The organism is Cupriavidus sp. USMAHM13 (genome assembly GCF_001854285.1).
GTDB classification, from domain to species: domain Bacteria; phylum Pseudomonadota; class Gammaproteobacteria; order Burkholderiales; family Burkholderiaceae; genus Cupriavidus; species Cupriavidus malaysiensis.
In genome coordinates this window covers 758191-782235 of the sequence record NZ_CP017752.1, presented here as the reverse complement: position 1 = coordinate 782235, position 24045 = coordinate 758191, and the positions used below count along the sequence as shown (strand labels likewise).

Below are 24045 nucleotides of genomic sequence, written 5' to 3'. Positions count from 1 at the left end.
AGGCGGGATCGAAGTTCCGCCGCCCCTCGGCCACGCAACGCTGCAGCAACGGCGCGGCGCCGCTGCAACCGCCGACAAAGTGCGCTAGTCTGGAACCTCCCCCCGCAGGAGAAGCCCATGCCGCGCCACCCCGTCCTCGAACGGGTCACGTCCCGCATCGTGGCCCGCAGCGCCGCCACCCGGCAGGCCTACCTGGCGCGCACGCGCGCCATGGCCGGCCGCAAGGTGGAGCGCTCGCATCTTTCGTGTACCAATCTCGCCCACGCCATGGCGGCGATGCCCGACCAGGCCAAGTTCCGCCTCAAGGCCGAGGAGCGGCCCAATCTCGCCATCGTCTCTGCCTACAACGACATGCTGTCGGCCCACCAGCCGCTCGCGGCCTTTCCGCAATGGCTCAAGGAAGCCGCGCTGGAGTCGGGCGGCACCGCGCAGTTCGCCGGCGGCACGCCGGCCATGTGCGATGGCGTGACGCAGGGCCAGGAGGGCATGGACCTGTCGCTGTTCTCGCGCGACGTGATCGCGCTGGCCACCGCGGTGGCGCTGTCGCACCAGATGTTCGACGGTGTGCTGTGCCTGGGCGTGTGCGACAAGATCGTGCCGGGACTGGTGATGGGTGCGCTGTCCTTCGGCCACCTGCCTACGGTGTTCGTGCCGGGCGGACCGATGACCACCGGCATGGGCAACGAGGAGAAGGCGCGCACGCGCCAGTTGTATGCCGAAGGCAAGATCGGCCGCGCCGAACTGCTGGAGGCCGAGATGCACTCCTACCACGGCCCCGGCACCTGCACCTTCTACGGCACCGCCAACTCGAACCAGATGCTGATGGAGATGATGGGCCTGCACCTGCCCGGCACCGCCTTCGTCAATCCCGGCACGCCGCTGCGCGAGGCGCTCACGCGCGAGTCGGCGCGCCAGGCGCTGCGGCTGGTGCACGGCGGGCCGCGCTATACGCCCATCGCCGACGTGCTCGACGAGCGTGCCTTCGTCAACGGCATGGTCGGGCTGCTGGCCACCGGCGGCTCCACCAACCATACGCTGCACCTGGTGGCGATGGCGCACGTGGCCGGCATCCTGCTGAGCTGGGACGATTTCCACGAGCTGTCGGCGGCGGTGCCGCTGCTGGCACGCGTCTACCCCAACGGCAAGGCCGACGTGAACCAGTTCCAGGCCGCCGGCGGCCTGCCGGTGGTGATCCGCGCCCTGCTGGCGCTGGGGTTGCTGCACGACGACGTCACCACGGTGGCAGGCCGGGGCCTGGTGGACTACACGCGCGAGCCGGTGCTGCGCGACGGCGCGCTGACCTGGATCGACGGCCCCGAGGCAACGCTGGACGACAGCATCGTGCGCGGCGCCGACGCGCCCTTCGCGCCCGACGGCGGCATCAAGGTGCTGGTCGGCGAACTGGGCCGGGCCGTCATCAAGACCTCGGCCGTCAAACCCGAGCACCAGGTGGTGGAGGCGCCGGCGATCGTCTTCGCGCGCCAGGACGACCTGCTGGCAGCGTTCAAGCGCGGCGAGCTGGAGCGCGATTTCGTCGCCGTGCTGCCCTGGCAGGGACCGGCCGCCTGCGGCATGCCCGAACTGCACAAGCTGACGCCGACGCTGACCCTGCTGCAGGAACGCGGCTTCCGCGTCGCCATGGTGACCGACGGCCGCATGTCGGGCGCGTCCGGCAAGGTGCCAGCCGCCATCCATGTCTGCCCCGAGGCGATCTCCGGCGGCGACATCGGCAAGGTACGCGACGGCGACATCGTGCGCGTCGATGCGCCGGCCGGCACGCTCACGGTGAAGGTGCCGCCCGACGAGTGGGCGGCGCGCGAGCTGCGCCGCCCCGACCTGGAGGCCAACCGCCATGGCGTCGGGCGCGACCTCTTCGCCACCTTCCGGCGCCAGGTCAGCAGCGCGGAGACCGGTGCCTGCACGCTGTTCTCGGCGGAAGACTGAGGACGCTGGAGAGCACGGATGGCGCGGATGGCGCGGCGGCCGGGAACGGTCAGAAGCTGTGGCTCATGCCCGCGCCATACAGCGTGGCGCTGGGAGCGTGGCGGCTGTGGCGGGTCATGGCGGCACCGTACAGCGTGGTGCGCCTGGACAGCGCATAGTCGAAGCCGGCCGACACATAGTCGGTGGCACCCGCCTGGCCGTAGCCCTGGAAATCGCGCGCGGCGGACACTTTCAGCGTGGTCGCGCCGAGGCGCCAGTCCGCACCCAGCGTGGCCGCGCTGCGGTGCGCGCCGGCCTCGCCCAGGAAGCGCTGGCTGGCCGCGCCGAGCCGTGTCTGGCTGTACGAGGCCATCAGCTTGAAGGCGCCGCGCAGGTAGGCCAGGCCGGCGAACCATGTGTTGTCGGCGGCCGCGTTGCGCTCGGCGGCGACCATGGCCGACCAGGGTCCCGCGTCATAGTTGAGGGATGCCGCCAGCGGCCGCGCCTGGTCCACCTGGCCGTACGCATCCGGCACGGCCGAGCGCTCCACGCCCAGCGCGGCGTGGAAATGCAGCCCGCCCCAGGTCGGCGAATCGTAGAAGACGCCGTTGTTCAAGCGCGAATACTCGCCGGCCGGACCGTTGCGGTAGGGATCGCTGCGGTAGGACGGATGGAATACGTACCAGGCCACGGATGCCACGCGGTTGAAGTTGGACCAGTTGTCGTAGTTCCAGTCGTACTGCCACATCGGGGTCAGCGCGCGGCCCAGGCGGACATCGCCATAGGGGCTCTTGAGGCCGACCGTGGACTCGCCCTGGAAGAACGGCGTGGCGCCGCTGGCCTCCAGGCTTCCATTGCCGGCATCGAAGCGGGTCATCAGGTGGAACGTGGCGGCCCAGCCCTGGCCGAGGGCTTCCTGGCCGCGCAGGCCGACGTAGCTGCGCTGGATGGTGCCGAGCCGGGCCTCGCTGCCGGGGCCGGTCTTGAACAGGCCGGCGTCGACGAAACCATAGAGGGTCAGGCCGGATTGGGCGTGGGCTGCGCCGGCGAGGGCCAGCAGGGCCGGCAGGCAGCGGCGGATGAGCCGGCGTGGTGAATATCGATGGCGTGAAAAGCGTGGAGGGCGTGGATGGCGTGATGCAGGCAAATTCAGCAGTCCTTTCGCAAATCGTCGAGGGAGGGGAAAGCGGGAAATGAAGGAAGGGGGTGCAGCGCGCCCTCGGAACCTGCCCGGGCAGGTGGAGCAGAAGGGAGAGTACGCGGGTGCCGCGTCGCGGTCCCGGCCGGCCGGCACAGGCCTGGCCGCGACCGCGCCATGCTCAGCGTGGCGCAGGCGTGCCAGCCCCCGGGTCGGCGGCGCCGGCAAGCGGCCCGGCCCCGGCCGGCATCCGCAGCTCCTGCAGCGGCAGCGCGAGCGGGTAACCGGCCGCCGCCAGCGTCGCCTCGATGCGCCCGTAGAAGTCGAAGCGCACGCCCCAGTAGTCGGCACTGGCGGTCCAGCAGCGCACGTTGAGCGTGATGCCCTGCGGTGCGTAGTTGATCACCATGGCCTCGGCGCGCGGCTCGGCCAGCAGGCGCGGCTCGGCCGCCAGCATGGCGCGCAGCGCCGCCAGCGCGGCCTGCAGGTCGCTGCCGAAGGCCACCGTGGCCTCGATGTCGAGACGGCGGGTGGGGTTCTCGCTGTAGTTGGTGATGGCGCTGCCCCACAGCTTGCCGTTGGGCACGCGCAGGCAGACGCCGTCCGCGGTGGTCAGTTCGGTCATGAACAGGCCGGTCTCGCGCACGGTGCCGGCCACGCCCTGGGCGTCGATGTACTGGCCCACGCGGAAGGGCCGCAGCAACACCAGCATGATGCCGGCGGCGATGTTCTGCAGCGTGCCCTGCAGCGCCAGGCCGATGGCCAGCCCGGCCGCGCCCAGCATGGCGATGATGCTGGCGGTCTGCACGCCGAACTGCGACAGCACCAGCACCAGCGTCAGCACGCGCACGATCCACTGGGTGGCGCTGGCCAGCATCGGACGCAGCGTCACGTCGATGCCGGAACGCTCGAAGATGCGCCGCACGGCGCCGGCGGCACGGGCCGACAGCCACCAGCCCACGATCAGGATCAGCAAGGCGGCCAGCAGGTTCAGCCCCTGCTGCACGGCGGACTGCAGCAGGTAGGTCCAGGCGGCCTGCAGTTTGTCGGCTTCGATGATGTTCAGGTTCATGGGAGTCGGCTCCTGGCGGGAAAGAGGGTGGGAAGGAAGGGCGGCGGCGCGGTGGTCCGCCCACGCGCCCCGTACCCGTTTCTGCGTTGCCGCATGGCGGCTGCGCTGCGGGCCCGGCCTTGGCGGCGGCCGGCGGGAGTATGCGGAAATGCCAGACGATCAAGCCAGGTTGACCGTCTTTGACATATGTTCAGGACAACAGGCGGCGGCTTTGGTTTCATCACGGCACCGGTGCGGCGCGGCGAGAACCCGCGCCAGCCCTGAAGGAGCAAGGGCTGGCACCCGATCGGCTTTTTTTGTGGAGAGACCATCGGAAAGGCCGCTGGGCAGGCTCCGGCCGGGCCAGGGAGGGCGGCGGCCAGGCCCGGGAGCACGCGCCAGGCCTACGCAGAAATGGGTACGCTCCGGGCACGCGTGCGGGCTCGGAGAGGCGATCGGCCGGATGGATCGCCACCGAAGGCAGCGGAGAGGAAGAGGGGAAAGGGAGCGGAAGGAGGGGGAGAGCGCGGCGGCCGGCCCCGCGGCCGCCCGCCCGGTGTCAGGCGACCGCGGGCCGCTCGTGCAGCGCGTCGCGGCCGGCCAGCGTCGGGAACAGGCGCACCCACAGCACCACCACCAGCAGGGTGCCGAGACCGCCCAGCAGGACGGCGCCGACCGGGCCCAGCAGGGCCGCAGTCACGCCGGACTCGAATTCGCCGAGCTGGTTGGACGCGCCGATGAAGACCGAGTTGACGGCGCCGACGCGCCCGCGCATCTCGTCCGGCGTATCGAGCTGGACCAGCGTGGAGCGCACCACCACGCTGATCATGTCCGAGGCGCCCAGCACCACCAGCGCCGCCATCGACAGCGGCAGCCAGTGCGACAGGCCGAAAACCATGGTGGCCGCGCCGAACAGGGCGACCGCGCCGAACATGATGCGGCCCACGCGGCGCTGCAGCGGATGGCGCGCCAGCCAGAGCGCCATTGCCAGCGCGCCGATGGCGGGCGAGGAGCGCAGCAGGCCGAGGCCCCACGGGCCGGTGTGCAGGATGTCGCGCGCGTAGATCGGCAGCAGCGCCGTGGCACCGCCCAGCAGCACGGCGAACAGGTCGAGCGAGATGGCGCCCAGCAGCACCGGACGGCTGCGGATGTAGGCGATGCCGGCGAACAATGTCTGCAGGCTGACCGGCGTGGTGATACGCGGCGCCGCCTGGCGCAGCGTGAGGCCGGACACCAGCACCGCCGCCATGCAGAACAGCACGGCGCTGATCGCATAGACCACGCCCGGGCCGGCCACATAGGCGAAGCCGCCCACGGCGGGGCCGATGATGATGGCCGACTGCGCGGCCGAACTCGACAGCGCGACAGCGCGCGGCAACTGGCGCGGCGACACCACGCTGGGCAGGGTGGCCTGCAGCGTCGGCGTCTCGAAGGCGCGCAGCGCGCCGATCAGCGCGACGAAGACGAAGATGTGCTCGCGCGCCACCCAGCCCGACAGGCTGGCCACCGCCATCGCGCAAGCCACCAGCGCCTCCAGCACCTGGCAGGCGCGCACGATGCGGCGGCGGTCGAAGCGGTCGGCCACGTGGCCCGACATCAGCAGCAGCACCACCGACGGCAGGAACTGCACCAGCCCCACCATGCCGAGCATGAAGGCATCGCGGGTCAGGTCGTACATCTGCCAGCCCACCGCGACGGTGAAGATCTGGTAGGCGATGGTGGTACTGAAACGGGCAAGCCAGAAACGGCGGAAGGCGGGGTCGCGGAACACGCTGTCCGCATCGGCGGTCGGCAAGGGAGCGGAGGTCGACATGGGTGGTGGAGTGGCTCGGGAAGCGCGGCGGCAAAGGCCGCCGGCACGCCGGGGCCCCATCGTCGAAGCCTTGCGGCCGACTCGCCGCAGGGTCTTGACGGGCCCGGAAGCAGCGATTCTAGCCGAGCGCGCCGATGCATGCAGGCGCATGCATCGGCTTCCATGAATCAAAGTTGATACATTGGCACAATGTGAAAAATGCCATCCCGGGAAAGACCTTCATCCGATGGCAACGGCACCGATATGCGCCCTTAAGATCACATAGATCGCCCGCAGCCCTATCCCCGCACTGCGGCGGCGGCCGAAGGCCCCAGTCCTTGCCGCAGCCGCCGTGCCAGCGCCGCCGCGGCGGGGCCGGAATCGCGCCGGGACAGCAGCACCACGCGGGTCTCGCAACCGGGATCCGACAGCGGCACGAAAGCGACCCCGGGCGGTGCCAAGCGGCGCAGCGAGGCCGGTACCAGCGCCACGCCGAAGCCGGCCTCCACCAGCGCCAGCTGCGCCAGCTTGCGCGAGACTGCGGCAGCGGCGCGCGGATAGAAGCCGGCCTCCAGGCAGCATTGGGCGACCCGGTGGCTCAGTCCGCCGCGGTCGGGGTGCGGCAGCGAGACGAAGGCCTCCTCGCGCAGCGCGGCCAGCCCGATGCCGGACGCGCCGGCCAGCGCATGCGAGGCGGCCACCGCCAGCTCCAGCCGCTCCACATAGAGCGGGTCGACCTCGACCTCCGGATAGCGCCGCAGCACCGGCTCGCGCGCCAGCCCCAGGTCGGCGCGGCCCTCCTCGATCTCGATCGCCTGCTGCTCGCTCGAGGCCTGCGAGACGTCGAAGCGCAAACCCGGATGGTCGGCCTGGCAGGCGCGCAGCAGCGCCGTGCAGGCCGGCGTGAGCGGCACCGAGCTCGAATGCAGCAACCGCACCGTCCCCTGCTCGCCGCGCTCGACCTGGCGCGCCTGCGCCGAGGCCTCGCCCAGCGCATCGAGGATGCGGCGCGCCGAGGCATAGAAGGCGCGGCCCGCCGGCGTCGGTTCGACGTGGCGCGGCTTGCGCTCGAGCAGGGCCACCTGCAGCGTCGCCTCCATCTCCTTGACCTGCCGGCTCAGCGCCGGCTGCGCGATGAACAGGCGCTCGGCCGCCAGGCTGTAGCTGCCGGCGTCGACGATCTCGACGAAATAGCGCAATTGCTTCAGGGTGGGGTGCATCGGGAACGGAACCAGGGGAGCGGAAAGGATGGCCTGCGGGGCGGGTACTCTGGTACGCGGGTACGCGGGTACGCGGGTACGCACGGCAGTTTGCCATGGCGGCGGCATGCGCTGCCATGCCGCTTTGCGATCGATCGCTGCCCGATTTGATATTGGCCGGCGTCCCCCGGCCGCCTTACCCTGCCTGCAGAGGCGGTCCGAGGCGCGGACCGCCGTCGCCGATCCCGCCGGCCGCCGCCGCCGGCCAGTCACCTCCTCGATCCCGCATGGAAACCTCACCGCTTCTCGATCTGCCCGGCCTGCTGCTGCCGGGCCTGGCGCCCGCCGAGTTCTTCGCCATGTGCGCGGCCATCGCCTGCGCCTACGTCATCTTCGGCATGGCCGGCTTCGGCACGGCGCTGGTCGCCTCGCCCGTGCTGGCCTGCCTGATGCCGGTGGCGCAGATCGTGCCGCTGCTGGCACTGATGGACTGCAGCGCCTCCGCGCTGAACCTGCTGCGCGATGGCCGCAACGCCGACCGCGCCGAGTTGCGGCGCGTGCTGCCGTGGCTGCTGGCGGGCAGCCTGGCCGGCGCCGCGCTGTTGCTCAAGCTGCGCGCCGACCTGCTGCCGCCGCTGCTGGGCCTGTTCGTGAGCGGCTATGCGCTGTGGTCGTTGGCCGGCAAGCGCCCGGCGGCGCGCTTCACGCCGCGCGCGGCGCTGCCCTTCGGCTTGTTCGGAGGCGTGTGCTCGGCGATGTTCGGCAGTGGCGGCTTCCTCTATGCCATCTACCTGTCCGGACGCCTGGGCAAGGACGCGATGCGCGTCACGCAGTCGACGCTGATCGGTGCCAGCACCCTGACGCGCCTGCTGCTGTTCCTGGCCGCCGGGGTCTACGCCGGCGCTGCCCTGCTCAAGCTGGCCTTGGCCCTGGCGCCGGCCATGATGCTGGGATTGTGGGCGGGCCGGCGCATCACGCTGGGCCTGTCGCGCGAACAGTTCCTGCGCATGGTCAACCTGGTGGTGCTGGCCTCCGGCGTGGCGCTGCTGGCACGCTGGCTGCTGCGCCTCGCATGAGGCATAGGACGGAGCGGGGGCCGTGCGGCCGGACGGCCGCGCGGCGGGACGGGATCAGACGATCTCGCGCGTTTCCAGGAACTTCAGGTTGGGGAAGCGCTCCTGCGTCAGCCGCAGGTTGACCATGCTGGGCGCCAGGTAGACATGGTCGCCGGCACCGTCGAGGGCGACGTTGTGGCCGGCCTTGTCGATCAGCTTGTCGAGCTCGGCCGCGTCACCGTGGATCCAGCGCGCGGTGGCGCAATCATAGCTCTCGAAGATGGCGTCGACGCCGTACTCGTGCTCGAGCCGGTGCGCCACCACGTCGAACTGCAGGATGCCGACCGCGCCCAGTACCAGGTCGTTCGAGCCGAGCGGGCGGAACAGCTGCGTGGCACCTTCCTCGGCGAGCTGCTGCAGGCCCTTCTGCAGCTGCTTGACCTTGAGCGGGTTGTTCAGGCGCGCGCGGCGGAAGAATTCCGGCGCGAACGAGGGGATGCCGGTGAACTTCAGCCCCTCGCCCTCGGTGAAGACATCGCCCAGGCGGATGGTGCCGTGGTTGGGCACGCCGATGATGTCGCCGGCGTAGGCCTCCTCGGTGGTGTTGCGATCCTGCGCCATGAAGGTGATCGCGTTGTTGATGGCCACGGTCTTGCCGGCGGCCACGTGCAGCAGCTTCATGCCACGTTCGAAGCGGCCCGAGCAGACGCGCACGAAGGCGATACGGTCGCGGTGGCGCGGGTCCATATTGGCCTGGATCTTGAACACGAAACCGGTGAACTTCGGCTCCTGCGGCCCGACCTCGCGCGTCTCGGTCTTGCGCGCCAGCGGCGGCGGCGACAGTTCGCACAGCGCGTCGAGCAGCGACTGCACGCCGAAGTTGTTGATGGCCGAGCCGAAATAGACCGGAGTCTGCTTGCCGGCCAGGAAGGCGTCCTTGTCGAAGGTGTGCGAGGCGCCGCGCACCAGTTCGATCTCCACCCTCAACTCATCCGCCTGGCTGCCGAGGATGCGGTCCAGCTCGGGATTGTCGAGCCCGTCGACGATGGCGGCGGTGCCCTTGTCGCCGTGCGGGTCGAACAGTTGCACCTTGTCGTCGATCAGGTGGTACACGCCGCGGAAGGCCTTGCCCATGCCGATCGGCCAGGTCATCGGCGCGCACTGGATCTGCAGCACGTCCTCGATTTCGTCGAGCAGTTCGATCGGCGAGCGGCCCTCGCGGTCCAGCTTGTTGATGAAGGTCAGGATCGGCGTGTCGCGCAGGCGGCAGACGTTGAGCAGCTTGATGGTCTGCGCTTCCACGCCGTTGACGGAGTCGATCACCATCACCGCCGAGTCGACCGCGGTCAGCGTACGGTAGGTATCTTCGGAGAAGTCCTCGTGGCCCGGCGTGTCGAGCAGGTTGACGATGTTCTCGCGGTAGGGGAACTGCATCACCGACGAGGTCACCGAGATGCCGCGCTGCTTTTCCAGCTCCATCCAGTCGGAGGTGGCGTGCCGGTCCGCCTTGCGCGCCCGCACTTCGCCGGCGACCTGGATGGCGCCGCCGAACCACAGCAGCTTCTCGGTCAGGGTCGTCTTACCCGCATCGGGGTGGGAAATGATGGCAAAGGTGCGCCGGCGCGCAATTTCGGATACGAGCGAACTCACGGATTCGACTGGCAGGAAAGGGGGGAATCGGGCCCGGAATGCGGCCGCCCGGCCACGCGGCGCGATCTTTGCGCCGCTGGCGGCGCATGGATCGGGCGGTGGCACCGGAGGCACGCACGGGGAATTGGCCGCTATTCTACCGGGTTCGCCGTCGGCGGCTGCGGTCCCTGGCCGGGCTCGCGCCGGCCAGCGCGCACCGCCTCCGCGCGCAGGCTGCCGAATTGCAGCGCGTACTGGTGGGTCAGCTCGGCGCCGAAGAAGAAGATCTGGGCCGAGTAGTAGATCCACAGCATCAGCGCCACCACCGAGCCGGCCGCGCCGTAGGAAGAGGCCACCGCGCTATTGCCCAGGTAGAGCCCGATCAGGCGCTTGCCGACGCCGAACAGCAGCGCCGTGACGACGGCGCCCATGGCCACGTCGCGCCAGGCCACGCGCGCATTGGGCAGCATCTTGAAGATCACCGCGAACAGCAGCGTCACCACACCGAGCGAAAAGGCGCTCGACAGCGCCTCGGCCACCGGCGCGAACCATGACTCGGTCCAGATCGCGCCCCAGAAGCGATCGACCACGGCCAGCGCTGCGTTGACGATCAGGGAGACCAGCAGCATGAAGGCCAGCACCAGCACCAGGCTGAAGGACAGCAGGCGGGCGCGCAGCAGCTTGAGCCAACCCGCGCTGTGGTCGACCGGCGCCTGCCAGATTTCGTCGAGGCTGCCCTTGAGCTCGGCGAAGGCGCTGGTCGCGCCGACGAACAGGATGCCGGTGGCGACCACCGTGGCTACCCCACTGCCGCCGGCGCGGTGGGTGGCGGCCAGGATCTGCTGGATGGCGGCCGCGCCCTGCTCGCCGACGAGGTCGCGCAGTTGCGCGAAGATCTCGCCGCGCGCGGCCTCGGCGCCGAAGAACAGGCCGGCGATGGAAATCACCAGGACCAGGATGGGCGCCAGCGAGAACAGCATGTAGAACGACAGCGCGGCGCCCTTGCTGGCGGCGCGGTGTGCGAGCCAGGCGCGCACGGAAGCGCCCAGCACCACCAAGGTGCGCGCCAGCGTCAGGCGGTTAGGCAGCCATTGCGCAAAGCGCCGCCGCCAGTTCCCGGTACTCATCGGCATGGGCGGCCGCGCAGGCAGCCGGTCGGTGATGCGCGCATGGTCGCGGCTCCCTCCAAGAAGCGTGTCCCGCCCGGGCGGGCGCATGACGGGCGGGCGAGCGGAGCCGGCCCGACGAAAGTTCATGATAGCGCGCATCGCTCGCCGCGCCCAAACGCCGGCGGACGCTCCGGATCCTCGCTTGCGGTCCGCACGGGCCCGGCTGGGGATGCGCCGGACCGTGGGGGCCGGACCGTGGGGCTGCTACAGTACCGACGAGGGTGTCGCTGCGCACGCGCTGCCAGACTGCGCGCCCCGCAGGCGACACCCGATTTCGCGAGGAGGACGCCTCATGAACCGCTCGACCCGTGGACGGCTGGCCGCCGTCATTGCGCTGGCCCTGTGCGTGCTCGCCATCAGCGCCTGCGAGCGCGACAAACCTGGTCCAGGTCCACAGCCCATCTCAGGCCAGCCGCATTCGGCCGCCAGCCAGCCGGCGCCGGCGCGCTGAAGCGCGGCCGGAACGCACGCGTACGCGTACCCGTTTCTGCGAGCACTGGCGGGCCACCGCACGGAGCGGACCGCCCACGCCTTGCCTAGCGCCGGCCGCAGCGCCCAGGCCGCAACAGCTGTTTCGGCAACGCAACCATTGCACCGCCCGGTGGTAAGCACGGCGCCCCTGCCGGCGCGGGCGTGCGGGCCGCCTCCCGCGTAGCCTCGTCCCCCCCGGGGCTGCCGGCAGCGCCGACCATGCGGCGCCAACCCGGTTGCAGGGCCGCAACCGATCGGGCGCGGCCATCGCGGAATGTGTCGGTGGCGGCCCGTCAATCCTTCACAAATCAAGCATTTGCGCGCTCTGGCATGTTTGTCGCTCTCCCTGTGACTGTCAGCCAACAGGCATGACACGCGATCAAGACCAAGACAGACCAGGACCGAGAAGAACATCGTTTCGGGGGGAGTTCAGAGCCATGCGTCAACCGGCTGCATGCATGACGGCGCGCAGGCGCTTGCTTCGCCTCGGGCGCTTCGCGCCCGCGGTGATGCGTCGTCCGCTGCAGGATTCTTCCCCCCCGCGCTGGCCAGCGCGGAATGCACAGATGTGTTGCCCGGCGTCCAGCCACCCTCTTCCGCTGTCGTCCTATCGCGGCAGGACACCGCGATAGTCCGGCGGCAGCGCGGGACTTACCCGCACCGGGCATCGTCCGCTTGTGCTCCGTCCCCCGGCGGGCACTTTTTTATCGGCACCAGGGAGGCAGGCCATGCACCTTCGGCTCTGCAGCGGCGGACGGACGGCCTGCCTCCTGATCGGGACGGCCGAGCCGCCAGGCGGGGGCGCGGGCGGGAAGACGCGGCAATGCCGCCGTGCGGAGGGCAGGTGGAGCGCTGGCTGCGCGCGCACCGGTGCGCGGCCGCGGATGTGCGTCCGGCACGGCGACCGGCGAGATCGGGATGGCCGGCGCGGCGGCGACGTTGGTCGCGCCGTGCCCGCCCGGCCATGGCGTGGCCGGGCGGGCACGGCGCAGCGAGGCGGACCTACTCGCCGGTCACCGGCAGGCTCTCGACGCGGATATTGTGCTTGTGCATCAGCCGGTAGAGCGTGACGCGCGAGACGTTGAGTTCGCGCGCGGCGGGCACCACGTGGAAGCCGTGGCTCGCCATCACGGTGCGGATCGCTTCGCGCTCGGCTTCTTCGCGGATCGCGTCGAGCGTGCGCCGCGGGTTTTCCGCGCTGCCGTGCAGCTGCAGGTCGTCGGCCGTGATCTTGCGGTTGTCGGTCATGACGATGGCGCGGCGCACACGATTGATCAGCTCGCGTACATTGCCCGGCCACTCGTACTGCATCATGGCCTGGGTGGCGCATGGCGAGAAACCGCGGATGCGCCGCCGCGCCTCCTGCCCGTGCTGGGCCAGCACCGCGTTGGCGAGCAGCAGGATATCCTCGCCGCGCTCGCGCAGCGGCGGAATCGCCAGCGTCAGCACGCACAGCCGGTGGAACAGGTCCGAGCGGAAGCGCCCCTCCGCCTGCGCGGCCACCAGGTCCACGTGCGTGGCGGAGATGATGCGCAGGTCGAGCGGAATCGACTGGTGCCCCCCCAGGCGCGTGATGGTGCCCTGCTGCAGGAAGCGCAACAGCGCCACCTGGCTTTCCAGCGGCAGGTCGCCGATCTCGTCGAGAAAAAGCGTGCCGCCCTGGGCCTGCTCGATCCAGCCGATCTTGCGCTGGTTCGCGCCGGTGAAGGCACCCTTCTCGTAGCCGAACAGTTCGGACTGCACCAGATGGGAAGGGATGGCTCCGCAGTTGATGGCGACGAACGGTCCCTTGCGCCGGCTCGATGCTTCGTGGATGGCCTGCGCCGCAAGCTCCTTGCCGGTGCCCGACTCGCCCGAGATGAAGACGGGCGCTTCGTTATGCGCGACCTTGGCGAGCGAGCGGAACATGGCCCGCATCGGCGCGCAGTCGCCGATCATCTTGCCGTGGCCGACGGCCTCGCCGACCTGCCCGCCGTGCAGGCACGCCATGCCATGCGCGTGCTTGAGCGTGTAGAGCAGGTTGTCGAACGAGAACGGCGTGCGCACGTAATCGATGCAATAGTCGCGGATCAGGCGCCGCACGCGCTCGTCGTCCAGCATGCGGCTGTTGGTGATGGCCACCCACGCGACCTGCGGATGCTGCAGGCTCTGCTCGAGCAGCATGTACTCGGCATCGCTGTAGTCGGCCTCCAGGTCGATCACGCCGGCCATCGGCGTGCTGGCGCGCACGATGCGCTCGAGCTCGCGCAGCTGGTGCACGTGGCGGATATCCCAGCCGGCGCCGAACTGCGAAGCTTCGATACTGTAGTCTTCATGGCGCGACACGACCAGCACCTGCGCGGTGCGTGTCGCAGCCTTGCATAGCCGCTCCATGACGTTCTCCCGGATGTTGGCCTTGTTGTGGGATCCGGCTCGCGCCGCCGGCACGCCCAGGCGCGGGCGCGGCGTGACGGCGGCCGGATCGGGCACGCGCTGGGGGAACGTCATGGCTTGGACATGCGGCACGTTTGATCGCCGGGCACGGCCTGGTGCTCGCTGCCCGCGAACCACTGCTCGCGGATGTGCCGCCGCACCATCTCCTTCTCCTGCATCAGTCCTGCATGGGGAGCCTCGGGGCGCTGTCCGGAGTACTGGAAGTAGAGCGCCTTGTAGGTGAGCTGGCTGAGCATCCACTCCTGCAGCAGCGCGCGCAGGCGCATCAACTCGGCCTCGAGCAAGCGGTTGCGCTGGCGCAGCGCATCCAGCGTCTGCCGAACGCCGTCGGACAGCAGCGCATCGCGCGTCAGGATTTCGCCGAGGTCGACATCCTGCCCCTCGCCGGCGGCGTCGAAAGCGCCGCGGCTGCCGGGCTCACGCGGTGCGGCCCAGACTGGGTGAATGGAAAGGTTGGCTGACTCACTGCTGGGCCCGATTGCGGGTTGCTGAACTTCTCCTGCACTCATGGTGGATCCCCGTTTTACAACACCCCCGGCACTGCTCGTTCGCGATTACCACTTGTCTTAATTTGTATTCATCTGGCGCGCGTATGTTCGCGAGCGCTCTTGGTGGTGGCGAAGCCGTCTTTGCGACGGTCATTGTCTGGACCTGCTGCAGGCGGCCTGGCCTTGGCATCGCGGCAAGGCGCACCGGAGACTGCCGGAAGACCGGGAGTCAAGAAAGGGCGCCTGGAAGCGCCCTTGTATGTTTGCCACGTCTTTAGTTCAGTGCATTTGCTGGCGTTTGTCCAGCCTTCTCGGCACCGCTCGCCCGAATCTCATCCTTAAGGATGACGCTCATCCGGGGGGCAAATCCCCCCTACGCGATGTAATTGAGCGCTTACATCGCACGCAGAAACGGGTACGCCCCTCAATCGGGTGATGCGCAGAAACGGGTACGCTCGACGCGGCGGAACCGCCGGGCGGCGCGCAGGCGCGCCGCCCGGCCGGTGTCAATGGCCCGGCAGGTAGTAGAACTTGAAGACGAACACGAGGGCGATGATCCACACGATCACCGGCACCTCGCGCGCTCTGCCGGTCAGCAGCTTGAGCGCCGCATAGGTGATGAAACCGAACGCGACTCCGTTGGCCACCGAATAGGTGAAGGGCATGCCGAGCGCGGTCAGCACGGCCGGCACCACCTCGGTGGCATCGCTCCAGTCGATCTCCACCAGCTCGCGCAGCATCAGGCACGAAACATAGAGGAGCGCGGGCGCTGTCGCGTACGCCGGCACTGTGCCGGCCAGCGGCGCGATGAAGAGGCAGGCGAGGAATAGCGCGGCGACCGTGACCGCGGTCAGCCCGGTACGTCCGCCGGCCTGGACACCGGATGCGCTCTCGATATAGGCCGTGGTGGATGAGGTGCCCAGCAGCGAGCCGGCCATGATGGCGGTGCTGTCCGCCATCAACGCCTTGTTCAGGCGGTCCATGCGCCCCTGCTTGAGCAGGCCGGCGCGGTTGGCCACGCCCATCAGCGTGCCGGTCGCGTCGAACAGTTCGACCAGGAAGAACACCAGCACGACGTTGACGATGCCGATCGACAGCGCAGCCGGGATATCGAGCTGGAGCAGCGTCGGCGCGATCGACGGCGGCGCGGAGAAGACGCCGTGGAAGGTGTTGTCTCCCACCACGAAGCTCAGCACGGTGGTCAACAGGATGCCGATCAGGATGGCGCCTTTGACGCGCAGGTGATCGAGCGAGACGATCGCCAGGAAGCCGATCACCGCGAGCAGCGCCGGACGGGCGTGCAGGTCGCCGATGGTGACCAGCGTGGCGGGACTGGCCGTGATGATGCCGGCGTTCTTCAGCGCGACGATGGCAAGGAAGAGGCCGATACCTGCGGTGATCGCGACACGGATCGCATGCGGGATGCCGTTGACGATCATCTCGCGCACGCGCAGCAGCGTCACCAGCAGGAACAGGCAGCCCGAGATGAACACCGCACCGAGTGCGGCCTGCCAGGGCAGGCCCATGCCCTTGACCACGGTATAGGCAAAGTAAGCGTTCAAGCCCATCCCCGGCGCCATGGCGATCGGATAGTTGGCGAAGAAGCCCATCACCATGGTGCCGAGCGCGGCCGCCAGGCAGGTGGCGACGAACACCGCATCCTTCGGCACACCGGCATCGCCGAGGATGCTCGGATTGACGAAGATGATGTAGGCCATGGTCAGGAAGGTGGTCAGGCCTGCCAGCACTTCGGTGCGGACGTCGGTCTGGTGCTCGCGCAGCTTGAACAGCCGCTCGATCGGCGAGGTCGCCGCGGCGCCTTCGCGCGGCGAATTGGACACAGGTTCGGGAAGGGGCATGATGGTCTCCTGGCGCCGTCCGGTCGCATGCGCGGGTGTCGGCTCATGATGACACGGCGCGCGCGCGAGGCGATCGGCGAGGCCGGCGCAGACGCGACGAAAAAAGGCGTGATGATCCCACAGCGTGGCACGCATGCGAATCCCCGCAGGGATCACCCCGGCTTGACGATGGCCACAATCCGCCGTATAAGGTTCCGCTAGATTCAAGCGACGAGGCAACAGCACATTCGTTAGCCACCGTCTTGGTACTTCGGTTGTCCATGGTGTCCTTTCCTTGAGTTTCAGTTCTCGGCAGGCAGTAGCGCCCAGCCGTTCGTTTCTATATTTTTTTGGAAAGCAATCCCATGCAAACCGGTATCGTGAAATGGTTCAACGACGCCAAGGGTTTCGGCTTCATCAAGCCGGACGCCGGCGGTGACGATCTGTTCGCCCACTTCTCCGAAGTGCGCGCCGACGGCTTCAAGTCGCTGCAGGAAAACCAGCGCGTGCAGTTCGAAACCCGCCAGGGCCCGAAGGGTCTGCAGGCCGCGAACATCACCCCGCTGTAATCGGCCGCGGAGCGAGGCGCCTTAGCAGACGCTTCATCCACGCAAGAAAACCCGCCCTCGAGGCGGGTTTTTTTTCACCTCGATTCCGCCCCGCCTGGCAGGGTGCGCTGCGCGCCGGGCCCGATGCCAGCATGACTGGCGGCGCCCAGGCCGGGCCAGGTCGGCCACCGGTCGGCCACCATCTGCCCGCGCTGGCCGGTCGCGGCCGCCCCAAGGGCCGCAGAAACGGGTACGCCCTAAGGCGGCCCGAAGGAAAGGGGCGCAGAAATGGGTACGCCTCCCGCCTCCCGCCTCCCGCCTCCCGCCTCCCGCCTCCCGCCTCCCGCCTCCCGCCTCCCGCCTCCCGCCTCCCGCCTCCCGCCTCCCGCCTCCCGCCTCCCGCAGAAACGGGTACGCCCCAGGCATAACCGGACCAGCCCCTCTGCAGGTTCTCGCCCGCAGCCTCGCAGAAACGGGTACGCCCGCGAAGCCGGGAGCTCTTCGAGAAGCCCGCTTGGCGCCAGTCCCTCGCAGAAATGGGTTCGCGCGGCAGCGCACCGCTCTCTCCCTCGCAGAAATGGGTACGCCCAGGCCCACGCGGGCGTCTCCGCCTCGCCGCAGGGGCGACCCGCCGTACCTGTTTCTGCGTGAGATACGCCATGGCGCAGAAACAGGTACGCCAAGCGGGGGGCCGCAAGCGCGTTTTTGTCCGCAGAAGTAGGTACGCATGGCACGAACACTGGGCCGGCGGCGAGCGGACGAGACGCCGCGCTGGAGGAATGGCGCGCAGATTTGGGTACGCTCCACAATGCCCACGCACAGTCACCTATATATATGACGTGAGTACTAGCTTTCGATACAAAGCTTATGTATAATGGAAAAAGAATTTCCCCTGACAGTCGCGATGCAAGCGAATCACGCAGAAACAGGTACGCTTGCCTGACTCGGTCCGGAGTTTTCCACGCAGAAACGGGTACGCCGGCGTAAACAGGGCGACGTATACGGCATTCGCAGAAACAGGTACGGCGCAGAAACAGGTTCAGGGACGTATACGTCGCGTATACATGAAGCGGTCCGCAGAAACAGGTACGCGCCGCCTCTTCCAGTCCGCAGAAATGGGTACGCCGCGCGAGCCAGAGGGCAATTTCCAGGCGGCCTGCAGGCTGAATCCGGCAAAAAATCGCATTTCCGGGCCATCTGGCGCAGGAGTGCTCGCAGAAACGGGTACGCAGGGCGTCCACCGCCTGTGGACAACCTTGTGAGTCACCCGACTTGTCCCCGCAGAAAACGGTTCGGCCCCGGCGCTGAAACAGGTTCGGCCTGGCGCAGAATCAGGTTCGAGGGTTCGCAGAATCGAGTTCGACCCTGCGCAGAATCGGGTTCGGCGGGGCGTCGAGAGGGCAAGTGAATCAGGGACTTAGCCCCTCGTATACGGTTTACGAGTAGTTAACCCATACGCTTACTTTCTACCGGTAGTGGATGGATTCCGTCCGTGGACAACCCTCGCGGGTTGCCCACCGCCTGGTCTCCATGCCAGCCAGCAAGACAGCCAGACCCCCCAACCCAAGGGCTCTGACGAATTTCCTCGTTGTACCTGTTTCTGCGTGACAAGGCCGATAGCTTCGAGTACAAAGGCGGGTAATCCGAAGCCAGCCACCTATGCCTATCAAACGCTCCCCGGTCACCGCGGGGGATCGCCCGCAACCGGATGCGGACCGCGAGCCTCCCCGAATCATCGTTCCCGGCAACGAGAACAGCCTGATTCCGTCCGAGAAATTTCAGCGCCTGTTCGACGAAGCTCAGGCCATGGAACGCGAAGACGCCTGGCAAAGCGGGGAAGTCGGCTTCCTGAGCCGTGCCAGTGTGCAGGTCACGCTGCCTTATCGGGCGCCCAAGGGCGCTCCCCCCGTATGGACCCGCACCAGCGGCAATATCTCGCTGATGATCCAGCCGGGTTACTTCACGCAGCAGCGCTCTGAACGCGCCAGCAATGGCCGGCAGAAGCTCGTGTCGGAAACCGTTTCGCTCGGCTATCCCTATGGCTCCTATCCGCGCCTGATGCTGGCGTGGATCGGCAAGGAGATCATGGCGAAAAAGAAGCGCGGCGAGTTTACCGGCACAGTGGAGGACCGTCGGATCTCGCTCGGGAATTCGCTGTCGGAATTCATGTACAACCTGGGCATCCCGATGGCCACGGGAGGCAAGCGCGGCACCATGACGCTGGTTCGCCAGCAGATGATCCGGTTGTTCTCCGCCACCATTGCCATCGTCCAGAACAAGTCGACGCCGAACCCCAATCCGAACCAGAGCCACGAGCCGCTGGCGATCGACCGCGTCGGCTACCTGCTGGCCGACCAGCTGTCGACCTGGTGGGATCCGATGCAGCCAGGGCAGGGGTCGATGTTCGAGAGCTTCGTGGTGCTGTCGGAGCCGTTTTTCAACGAACTGGTGAACCGGCCGGTGCCGGTCGACATGCGGGCGCTGAAGGCGCTCAAGCAGTCGCCATTCGCACTCGATGTCTATTCCTGGCTCACCTATCGCTTTTTCACCATCCAGCGCCGCACCGAAATCCCGTGGGAGGCTCTGCAGATGCAATTCGGTACCGAAACCGAAAGCGAACGGAAATTCCGTGCCCTGTTCCGCAAGGCACTGAAGGACGTGCTGGTGGTCTACCCGGACGCCAAGGTGGATGCGGACTCATCGAAGGCGCTGATTCTCCAGCCTTCCAAGACCAGCGTGCGCAAGCTTTCCTGAGCCGCGCGGGGAAGCCCGCGCCTCAGGAAGCCGCAAATGAGAAAAGGCAAGCGCAAAGCGCTTGCCTTTCGCGTTTCAGGATCCGCGCAGCTCGGCCGGGTAGGCTTTGCGCGCGGAATCCGGCCAGGCACCGAGGATCAGGCGGGCTTGATGCCCGAGGCCTGCAGGCCCTTCGGGCCTTGCTTGACCTCGAAGGTAACGCGTTGCCCGTCTTTCAGGGTCTTGAAGCCGGAGCCTTGGATTTCAGAGAAATGCGCGAACAGATCAGCGCCACCGTCATCCGGGGTAATGAAGCCAAAGCCCTTGGTCTCGTTGAACCACTTGACCGTACCGGTTGCCATAGGGATTTCCTTTTTCGAAGCAAGTTCTTGTACACGACGTAAACAACCGTTCAAGCACGTTGAGTTCTCGTAGATACCGAACGGAAGCCGACGAGGTTGACACGACTTGACTCGACTGTCTCGGGCATCATAACCAGTTTGTCTGGTTGTGTCATGTGCGCCAGAGAGCGCACACCAGAATACTCTAGGCGGAACGGGGGCAAAGAGGCAAGTCCGCGTCAGGGGGAGGCCGTGAGAGGCTCGCCTGGAGGACGGATAAAAAACTCTGTATTTTTTATGAATCTGAATTCATAACGTGGTTGAATCATCGTGCCGCTTTGTCTAAAGTGGCGGCTAACGACAAACATACTTTCAGCGCTGAAAGAGAGGTCTCAGTGGCAGCGAAGATCATCACTGTCTTTAATCAGAAAGGCGGATGCGGCAAGACCACGGTCAGCATGCATCTGGCCGGCACCTTGGGCTTGCGCGGCGCCCGTTCGATGCTCGTGGACATGGACGAGCAGGGTACCGCGACCCGCTGGGCCGCACAGGCCAGCGACGAACGGCCATTTCCTGCATCCGTCATCGGTCTGGCGCCGTCCGGCGGTGCCATGCACCGCGAGGTGCGCAAATTCGTCCAGGATTACGACTACATCGTCGTCGACTGTCCGCCAGCAGTCCATTCCGCCGCGCCTTCGAGCGCTCTGCTGATTTCGGACTTGGCCATCATTCCCGTGGTCCCCTCGCCGCCCGACCTATGGGCGGCGGTGGCGGCCAAGAAGCTGGCCCAGCATGCCCAGGTCCAGAATGAAACGCTGCTGATCCGGGTACTGGCCAATATGGTCCAGCGGCGCGTATCGATTGCCCGCCAGGCCATCGAGATCCTTGGGGACGATGCTGACGTCCCGCTGATGCACTCGATGGTCGGGTCCCGCTCGGCCTTCCGCGAATGCCAGGCGATCGGTTGCACCGTTCATGGCGTGGCGGGCGCGCGCGAGTCCGTGCAGGAGGTCGACCTGATGGTTGACGAAATACTGTCCTTGATTGAATGAGCATTAGGCATTGGGTATGGCAACGAAACTGAAAAGTCTGAGGGCAGGCATGCTGGCGGGAATGGCAGCCGAGAAGAGCCGCAGCGATGGCCTGGACAGGTTTGCGCGCGCGGAAGCCGCCATCGCACAGCATCCCAACGGCCTGTTGCAGGGCAGGGCGAATGAGATCGCCGCTGTTTTCAGCGCTGAAAGTCCGCTGCCGACGGAATCCGGCGGGCGGATCCTGAAACGGATTCCGCTGACGGAGCTGCATGACAATCCCTTCAATGCCCGCCGGATCTACGATCCGGCCGTGGTGCAGGAACGTGCGGCCTCGATTGCCACCCACGGGCAGAAGACGCCCGGCCTGGCGGCGCCCGATCCCGCGCGTCCCGGCCATTACATCCTGATCGACGGCCACTACCGCAAGCGCGCGCTGGCTTCGGCCGGCAAGCTCGAGATGGAGTGCTTCGTCGAGGATGACCTCAGCGACCTCGATTTCTACCGGCTGTCCTTCCTGCTCAACGAGCAGCGTTCTGACCAGTCGGCCCTCGACAATGCCATCGCCTGGCGCCAACTGATCGACGAAGGCAAAGTGCAGAAGGAGGAGGAGATCTGCGAACTGACCGGCATGTCGGCTGGCACGGTCAACAAGACGCTGGCCTTGCTCAAGCTGCCCGAGAGCGTCCTTGCCGTGATGCGGGAACGCCCCAGCGCCATCGGTATCGCCGCAGGCTACGAGCTGACCCTGTATCACAAGACGGCGGGAGAGGAACGTACGCGCGAACTGGCGGTGCGCATCATGAACGACGGCCTGTCGAGCCGCGAGGTCGAGGCCATCCGCAAGCAGGCCCAGGAGAACAAGCCGCGCAAGGTCAAGGAAATCAGCCGTCAGTACAAGATCCGCGCGAGCGGCGGACAATTGCTCGGCACCATCAAAGAGTGGGATTCCGGCCGCGTGATGCTCGATGTGCAGATTGCCGACCGCAGCACCCGCGAGGCGTTGGTCGAAGCCTTGAAGACGCGCTTCGGCCTGGACCAGACAGCCGGCTGACGCCAGCGGTGCCAGGTCCGGGATGGTGCCGGGACCTGGCCAAGACAAAAGCGGCTTCGCCCGCGCCGTCCGCGCCGGTTAACGCAGCCGGTCCTCTTCCGGGCCTCCTACCCCAGGCCCCTCATTCCCTGCCACCCCGGACCAGCGCGCGCGGCGTAAACCGCGCCGCGCCGGCGGTGCTGCCGCCATCCTGGCGGACGAACTCCCCCCACATCGCTCGCAACAGCGTCTCCAGCCCGCTGCCGGAATAGGCCGCGAGCGCGCCGGCCAGGGCCTTGGTGCGGCCGCGCTGCGTGTCGGGCTGCTGCAACGGCCCGACCAGGGCGCAGTGCGAGGGGATATCGTCTTCGCCCAGGCCGCGATCCTGCCAGTGCGTACGCAGCACCGCGAACGTTTCCGGATCGAGCGGACGCCGTCGCCGCAGCGGATTGCGGGCCTCGATCTGGATCCAGGTGGCATGGCCCTCCATGCTGAGCTGGCTCCAGCGCAATGCGGCGATCTCCCTGACACGCAAGCCGCTGCGGCGCATCAGCAGGGCGACCGCATGCGCGGCCCGGTGCCTTGCGCCATGCGCAGGCTGCCCCAGCCAACGCACGAAGGCATCCAATGCATCGGCTGCCGCCATGCCGCTCGCGCGCGTACCTGCCGCCGGCACGGGGCTGCCGGCAGGCGCGGCCATGTCGGCCACCGGATTGCGCTCACTGTGGCCTTGCCGATACAGGAAACTGTAGAGCGCACGCAGGATACGCAGCGCCGCGCGCCGGGATGGCTGGGACAAGGCGCCTTCGAATGGGCGCCAGTGCAGCCGGTCGCGCGGCCCTGCCGGGCCTTGCCAGAAATCCGCTGGCTGGGGATCAGCAAGAAATCTGTCGTATTCCTGGATATCGTCCGCTGTCAGCCCGACCAGATTCCTGCTGCCCATGGCGCACCATAGCAGCAGGCGCTCGCATTCGCGCCGGTAGCCCTGGTAGGTGCTGGCACTGCGGGCGCGGTGGGCCAGCCATTGCCTGACCAGCCGCAGCGGCTCGGTATGCCCGGCCGGTCCGCCAGCCGGGCGGCCCGGCAACATGAACTCGAGCGGCACGGGATGCGCCATGTCCGCTGTCAGCGGCAAGGGCTGCAGCCGTGGCCTCGCCGCATGGGCACTATTCGGCATAATATGTGGAGCAAGCGACACTTTTCCTCCGGCGGAGCGGAGGTAGGCTTTCTGTGCCAGCAGCCATCGCGTGACCACCTCGCCGGATAGCGCGCCGATCCGCGGGACTGCTCGCCACCATCCCGCGCCACGCCGGTTAGCCAGTGCCACCAGGTCGGCGATCCTGCCGATTCCCGCGGCGTGCAGGCGCCGCGCCAGGCTGGGCCCGAACCACAAGCTCACCGCATGCTCCATCCGCGGCGTGCCCTGACCGAGCCGTTCCAGCTGCGACAGGGCATCCACCCGCCGCCCCATCCCGGTGTTCGATCGCCCCTTGAGCGCGTCGAACATCTCGGCGATATCCTGGCGCTCATGCTGCAATGCAAACTGGATCAGGCGGTCGCGCAGGCCGAGGATGCGCTGGATGGCCTGGTGTTCGGTCAGTTCGCCATCGTCATCCGGATCGAGCAGGTAGCGGTTGGCGATGTCCACCGGGCGCATACCCTGCGCATAGGCCCGCACGACGGCGAATTCGGTGCGTGTGAGCTTGGTGGCGGCGGCATCGTGGCTGGTGGACATGGGCGGGTTCTTTGCTAAGTGATTGACGCAAAACCTTTTTTTCCAGGATCAACTTCGATCCGGTCGATTTCGTCACTTGAAGTGCAATGTAAATTATTTTCGATCCGCATGGAAGCCTGGATGGGCGGGCATAGGCCTGATCCAGGCCTGCTTGCGCCACGCCGGCGCCGGAGGTTTCCACGCATTTATCTGCCGCATCGTTCCTGCCTGGGTCTGTCATGATGCACTTTTATGGCGATTCCGACAGCACCCGGGCCCCATTCGGATACAGTCCTGCAACATTCTGCCGCCGGGAATCCTTGAACTCGATGGGGTCAATGCCTATCCTGACCTCAAGAATTAGATTTCCTTAAATCTGATTTAAACAGTTCGAAAGCGCCGTCGAGGCGCACCGGGGGGGCCGGAAGTCGTCCCGGAGGGAGGCAGCACGGCCGCACC

The 24045-nt window shown here is 67.6% G+C and carries 18 protein-coding genes; 7 read left to right on the top strand and 11 right to left on the bottom strand.

Going from position 1 to position 24045, the window contains the following annotated elements:
- The first annotated feature begins 117 nt into the window (after positions 1–117).
- A complete protein-coding gene (gene edd, locus BKK81_RS21845; protein WP_071017667.1) occupies positions 118–1944 on the top strand; it encodes a phosphogluconate dehydratase in 1827 nt (608 codons plus the stop codon).
- A 49-nt stretch (positions 1945–1993) separates the two neighbouring features.
- Here the strand turns inward: edd and BKK81_RS21840 are convergent, their stop codons facing one another.
- The 4 genes from BKK81_RS21840 to BKK81_RS21825 all read right to left on the bottom strand — a co-directional run bounded on the left by BKK81_RS21840 (position 1994) and on the right by BKK81_RS21825 (position 7124).
- Positions 1994–3070: a porin gene (locus tag BKK81_RS21840; RefSeq protein WP_197524034.1), complete on the bottom strand. Its 1077-nt coding sequence runs from the start codon at positions 3068–3070 to the stop codon at positions 1994–1996.
- A gap of 172 nt (positions 3071–3242) precedes the next feature.
- The gene (locus tag BKK81_RS21835; protein ID WP_071017665.1) at positions 3243–4133 is read right to left on the bottom strand and encodes a mechanosensitive ion channel family protein; all 891 of its coding nucleotides are present in this window, start codon (positions 4131–4133) and stop codon (positions 3243–3245) included.
- A gap of 538 nt (positions 4134–4671) precedes the next feature.
- Positions 4672–5925, bottom strand: a complete 1254-nt coding sequence (locus tag BKK81_RS21830; protein ID WP_071017664.1) for an MFS transporter — start codon at positions 5923–5925, stop codon at positions 4672–4674.
- A gap of 278 nt (positions 5926–6203) precedes the next feature.
- The gene (locus BKK81_RS21825) at positions 6204–7124 is read right to left on the bottom strand and encodes a LysR family transcriptional regulator (protein WP_071017662.1); all 921 of its coding nucleotides are present in this window, start codon (positions 7122–7124) and stop codon (positions 6204–6206) included.
- A gap of 266 nt (positions 7125–7390) precedes the next feature.
- Here BKK81_RS21825 and BKK81_RS21820 point away from each other — a divergent pair, with 266 nt between their 5' ends.
- Entirely contained in the window at positions 7391–8179 is a 789-nt protein-coding gene (locus BKK81_RS21820; protein WP_083384332.1) for a sulfite exporter TauE/SafE family protein, read from the top strand.
- A gap of 54 nt (positions 8180–8233) precedes the next feature.
- Here the strand turns inward: BKK81_RS21820 and BKK81_RS21815 are convergent, their stop codons facing one another.
- Positions 8234–9808, bottom strand: coding sequence for a peptide chain release factor 3 (locus tag BKK81_RS21815; protein ID WP_071017660.1), 1575 nt, complete (start codon positions 9806–9808; stop codon positions 8234–8236).
- A 131-nt stretch (positions 9809–9939) separates the two neighbouring features.
- A complete protein-coding gene (locus BKK81_RS21810) occupies positions 9940–10914 on the bottom strand; it encodes a YihY/virulence factor BrkB family protein (RefSeq protein ID WP_167366701.1) in 975 nt (324 codons plus the stop codon).
- 334 nt (positions 10915–11248) lie between these two features.
- Between BKK81_RS21810 and BKK81_RS36095 the strand changes: the two genes are divergently transcribed.
- Positions 11249–11407 (top strand): hypothetical protein, encoded by a 159-nt coding sequence (locus BKK81_RS36095; protein WP_167366692.1) that lies wholly within the window; start codon positions 11249–11251, stop codon positions 11405–11407.
- A 1022-nt stretch (positions 11408–12429) separates the two neighbouring features.
- Here BKK81_RS36095 and BKK81_RS21805 read toward each other — a convergent pair.
- From BKK81_RS21805 to BKK81_RS21795, 3 genes are all read right to left on the bottom strand, one after another.
- Positions 12430–13800 carry a sigma-54-dependent transcriptional regulator gene (locus tag BKK81_RS21805; RefSeq protein ID WP_071021984.1) on the bottom strand — a complete coding sequence of 457 codons (1371 nt, stop codon included), beginning with the start codon at positions 13798–13800 and terminating at the stop codon, positions 12430–12432.
- Between the two features lie 110 nt (positions 13801–13910).
- Positions 13911–14369: a hypothetical protein gene (locus BKK81_RS21800; RefSeq protein WP_071017656.1), complete on the bottom strand. Its 459-nt coding sequence runs from the start codon at positions 14367–14369 to the stop codon at positions 13911–13913.
- A 485-nt stretch (positions 14370–14854) separates the two neighbouring features.
- A complete protein-coding gene (locus tag BKK81_RS21795) occupies positions 14855–16207 on the bottom strand; it encodes an NCS2 family permease (protein WP_071017654.1) in 1353 nt (450 codons plus the stop codon).
- Positions 16208–16551: 344 nt separating this feature from the next.
- Between BKK81_RS21795 and BKK81_RS21790 the strand changes: the two genes are divergently transcribed.
- Both BKK81_RS21790 and BKK81_RS21785 read left to right on the top strand, forming a co-directional pair.
- Positions 16552–16755, top strand: a complete 204-nt coding sequence (locus BKK81_RS21790) for a cold-shock protein (protein ID WP_071017653.1) — start codon at positions 16552–16554, stop codon at positions 16753–16755.
- 1638 nt (positions 16756–18393) lie between these two features.
- Entirely contained in the window at positions 18394–19488 is a 1095-nt protein-coding gene (locus BKK81_RS21785) for a replication protein RepA (RefSeq protein WP_071017651.1), read from the top strand.
- Between the two features lie 137 nt (positions 19489–19625).
- Here the strand turns inward: BKK81_RS21785 and BKK81_RS21780 are convergent, their stop codons facing one another.
- Complete coding sequence (locus tag BKK81_RS21780) at positions 19626–19829, bottom strand: cold-shock protein (RefSeq protein ID WP_029045138.1); 204 nt, start codon at positions 19827–19829, stop codon at positions 19626–19628.
- Between the two features lie 374 nt (positions 19830–20203).
- Here BKK81_RS21780 and BKK81_RS21775 point away from each other — a divergent pair, with 374 nt between their 5' ends.
- Both BKK81_RS21775 and BKK81_RS21770 read left to right on the top strand, forming a co-directional pair.
- On the top strand, positions 20204–20860 hold the full coding sequence (locus BKK81_RS21775; RefSeq protein WP_071017650.1) for a ParA family protein: 657 nt from the start codon (positions 20204–20206) through the stop codon (positions 20858–20860).
- Between the two features lie 16 nt (positions 20861–20876).
- Positions 20877–21893, top strand: a complete 1017-nt coding sequence (locus BKK81_RS21770; RefSeq protein ID WP_071017647.1) for a ParB/RepB/Spo0J family partition protein — start codon at positions 20877–20879, stop codon at positions 21891–21893.
- A 121-nt stretch (positions 21894–22014) separates the two neighbouring features.
- Here the strand turns inward: BKK81_RS21770 and BKK81_RS21765 are convergent, their stop codons facing one another.
- Positions 22015–23607 carry a phage integrase family protein gene (locus tag BKK81_RS21765; RefSeq protein ID WP_071017645.1) on the bottom strand — a complete coding sequence of 531 codons (1593 nt, stop codon included), beginning with the start codon at positions 23605–23607 and terminating at the stop codon, positions 22015–22017.
- Between the last annotated feature and the right edge of the window lie 438 nt (positions 23608–24045).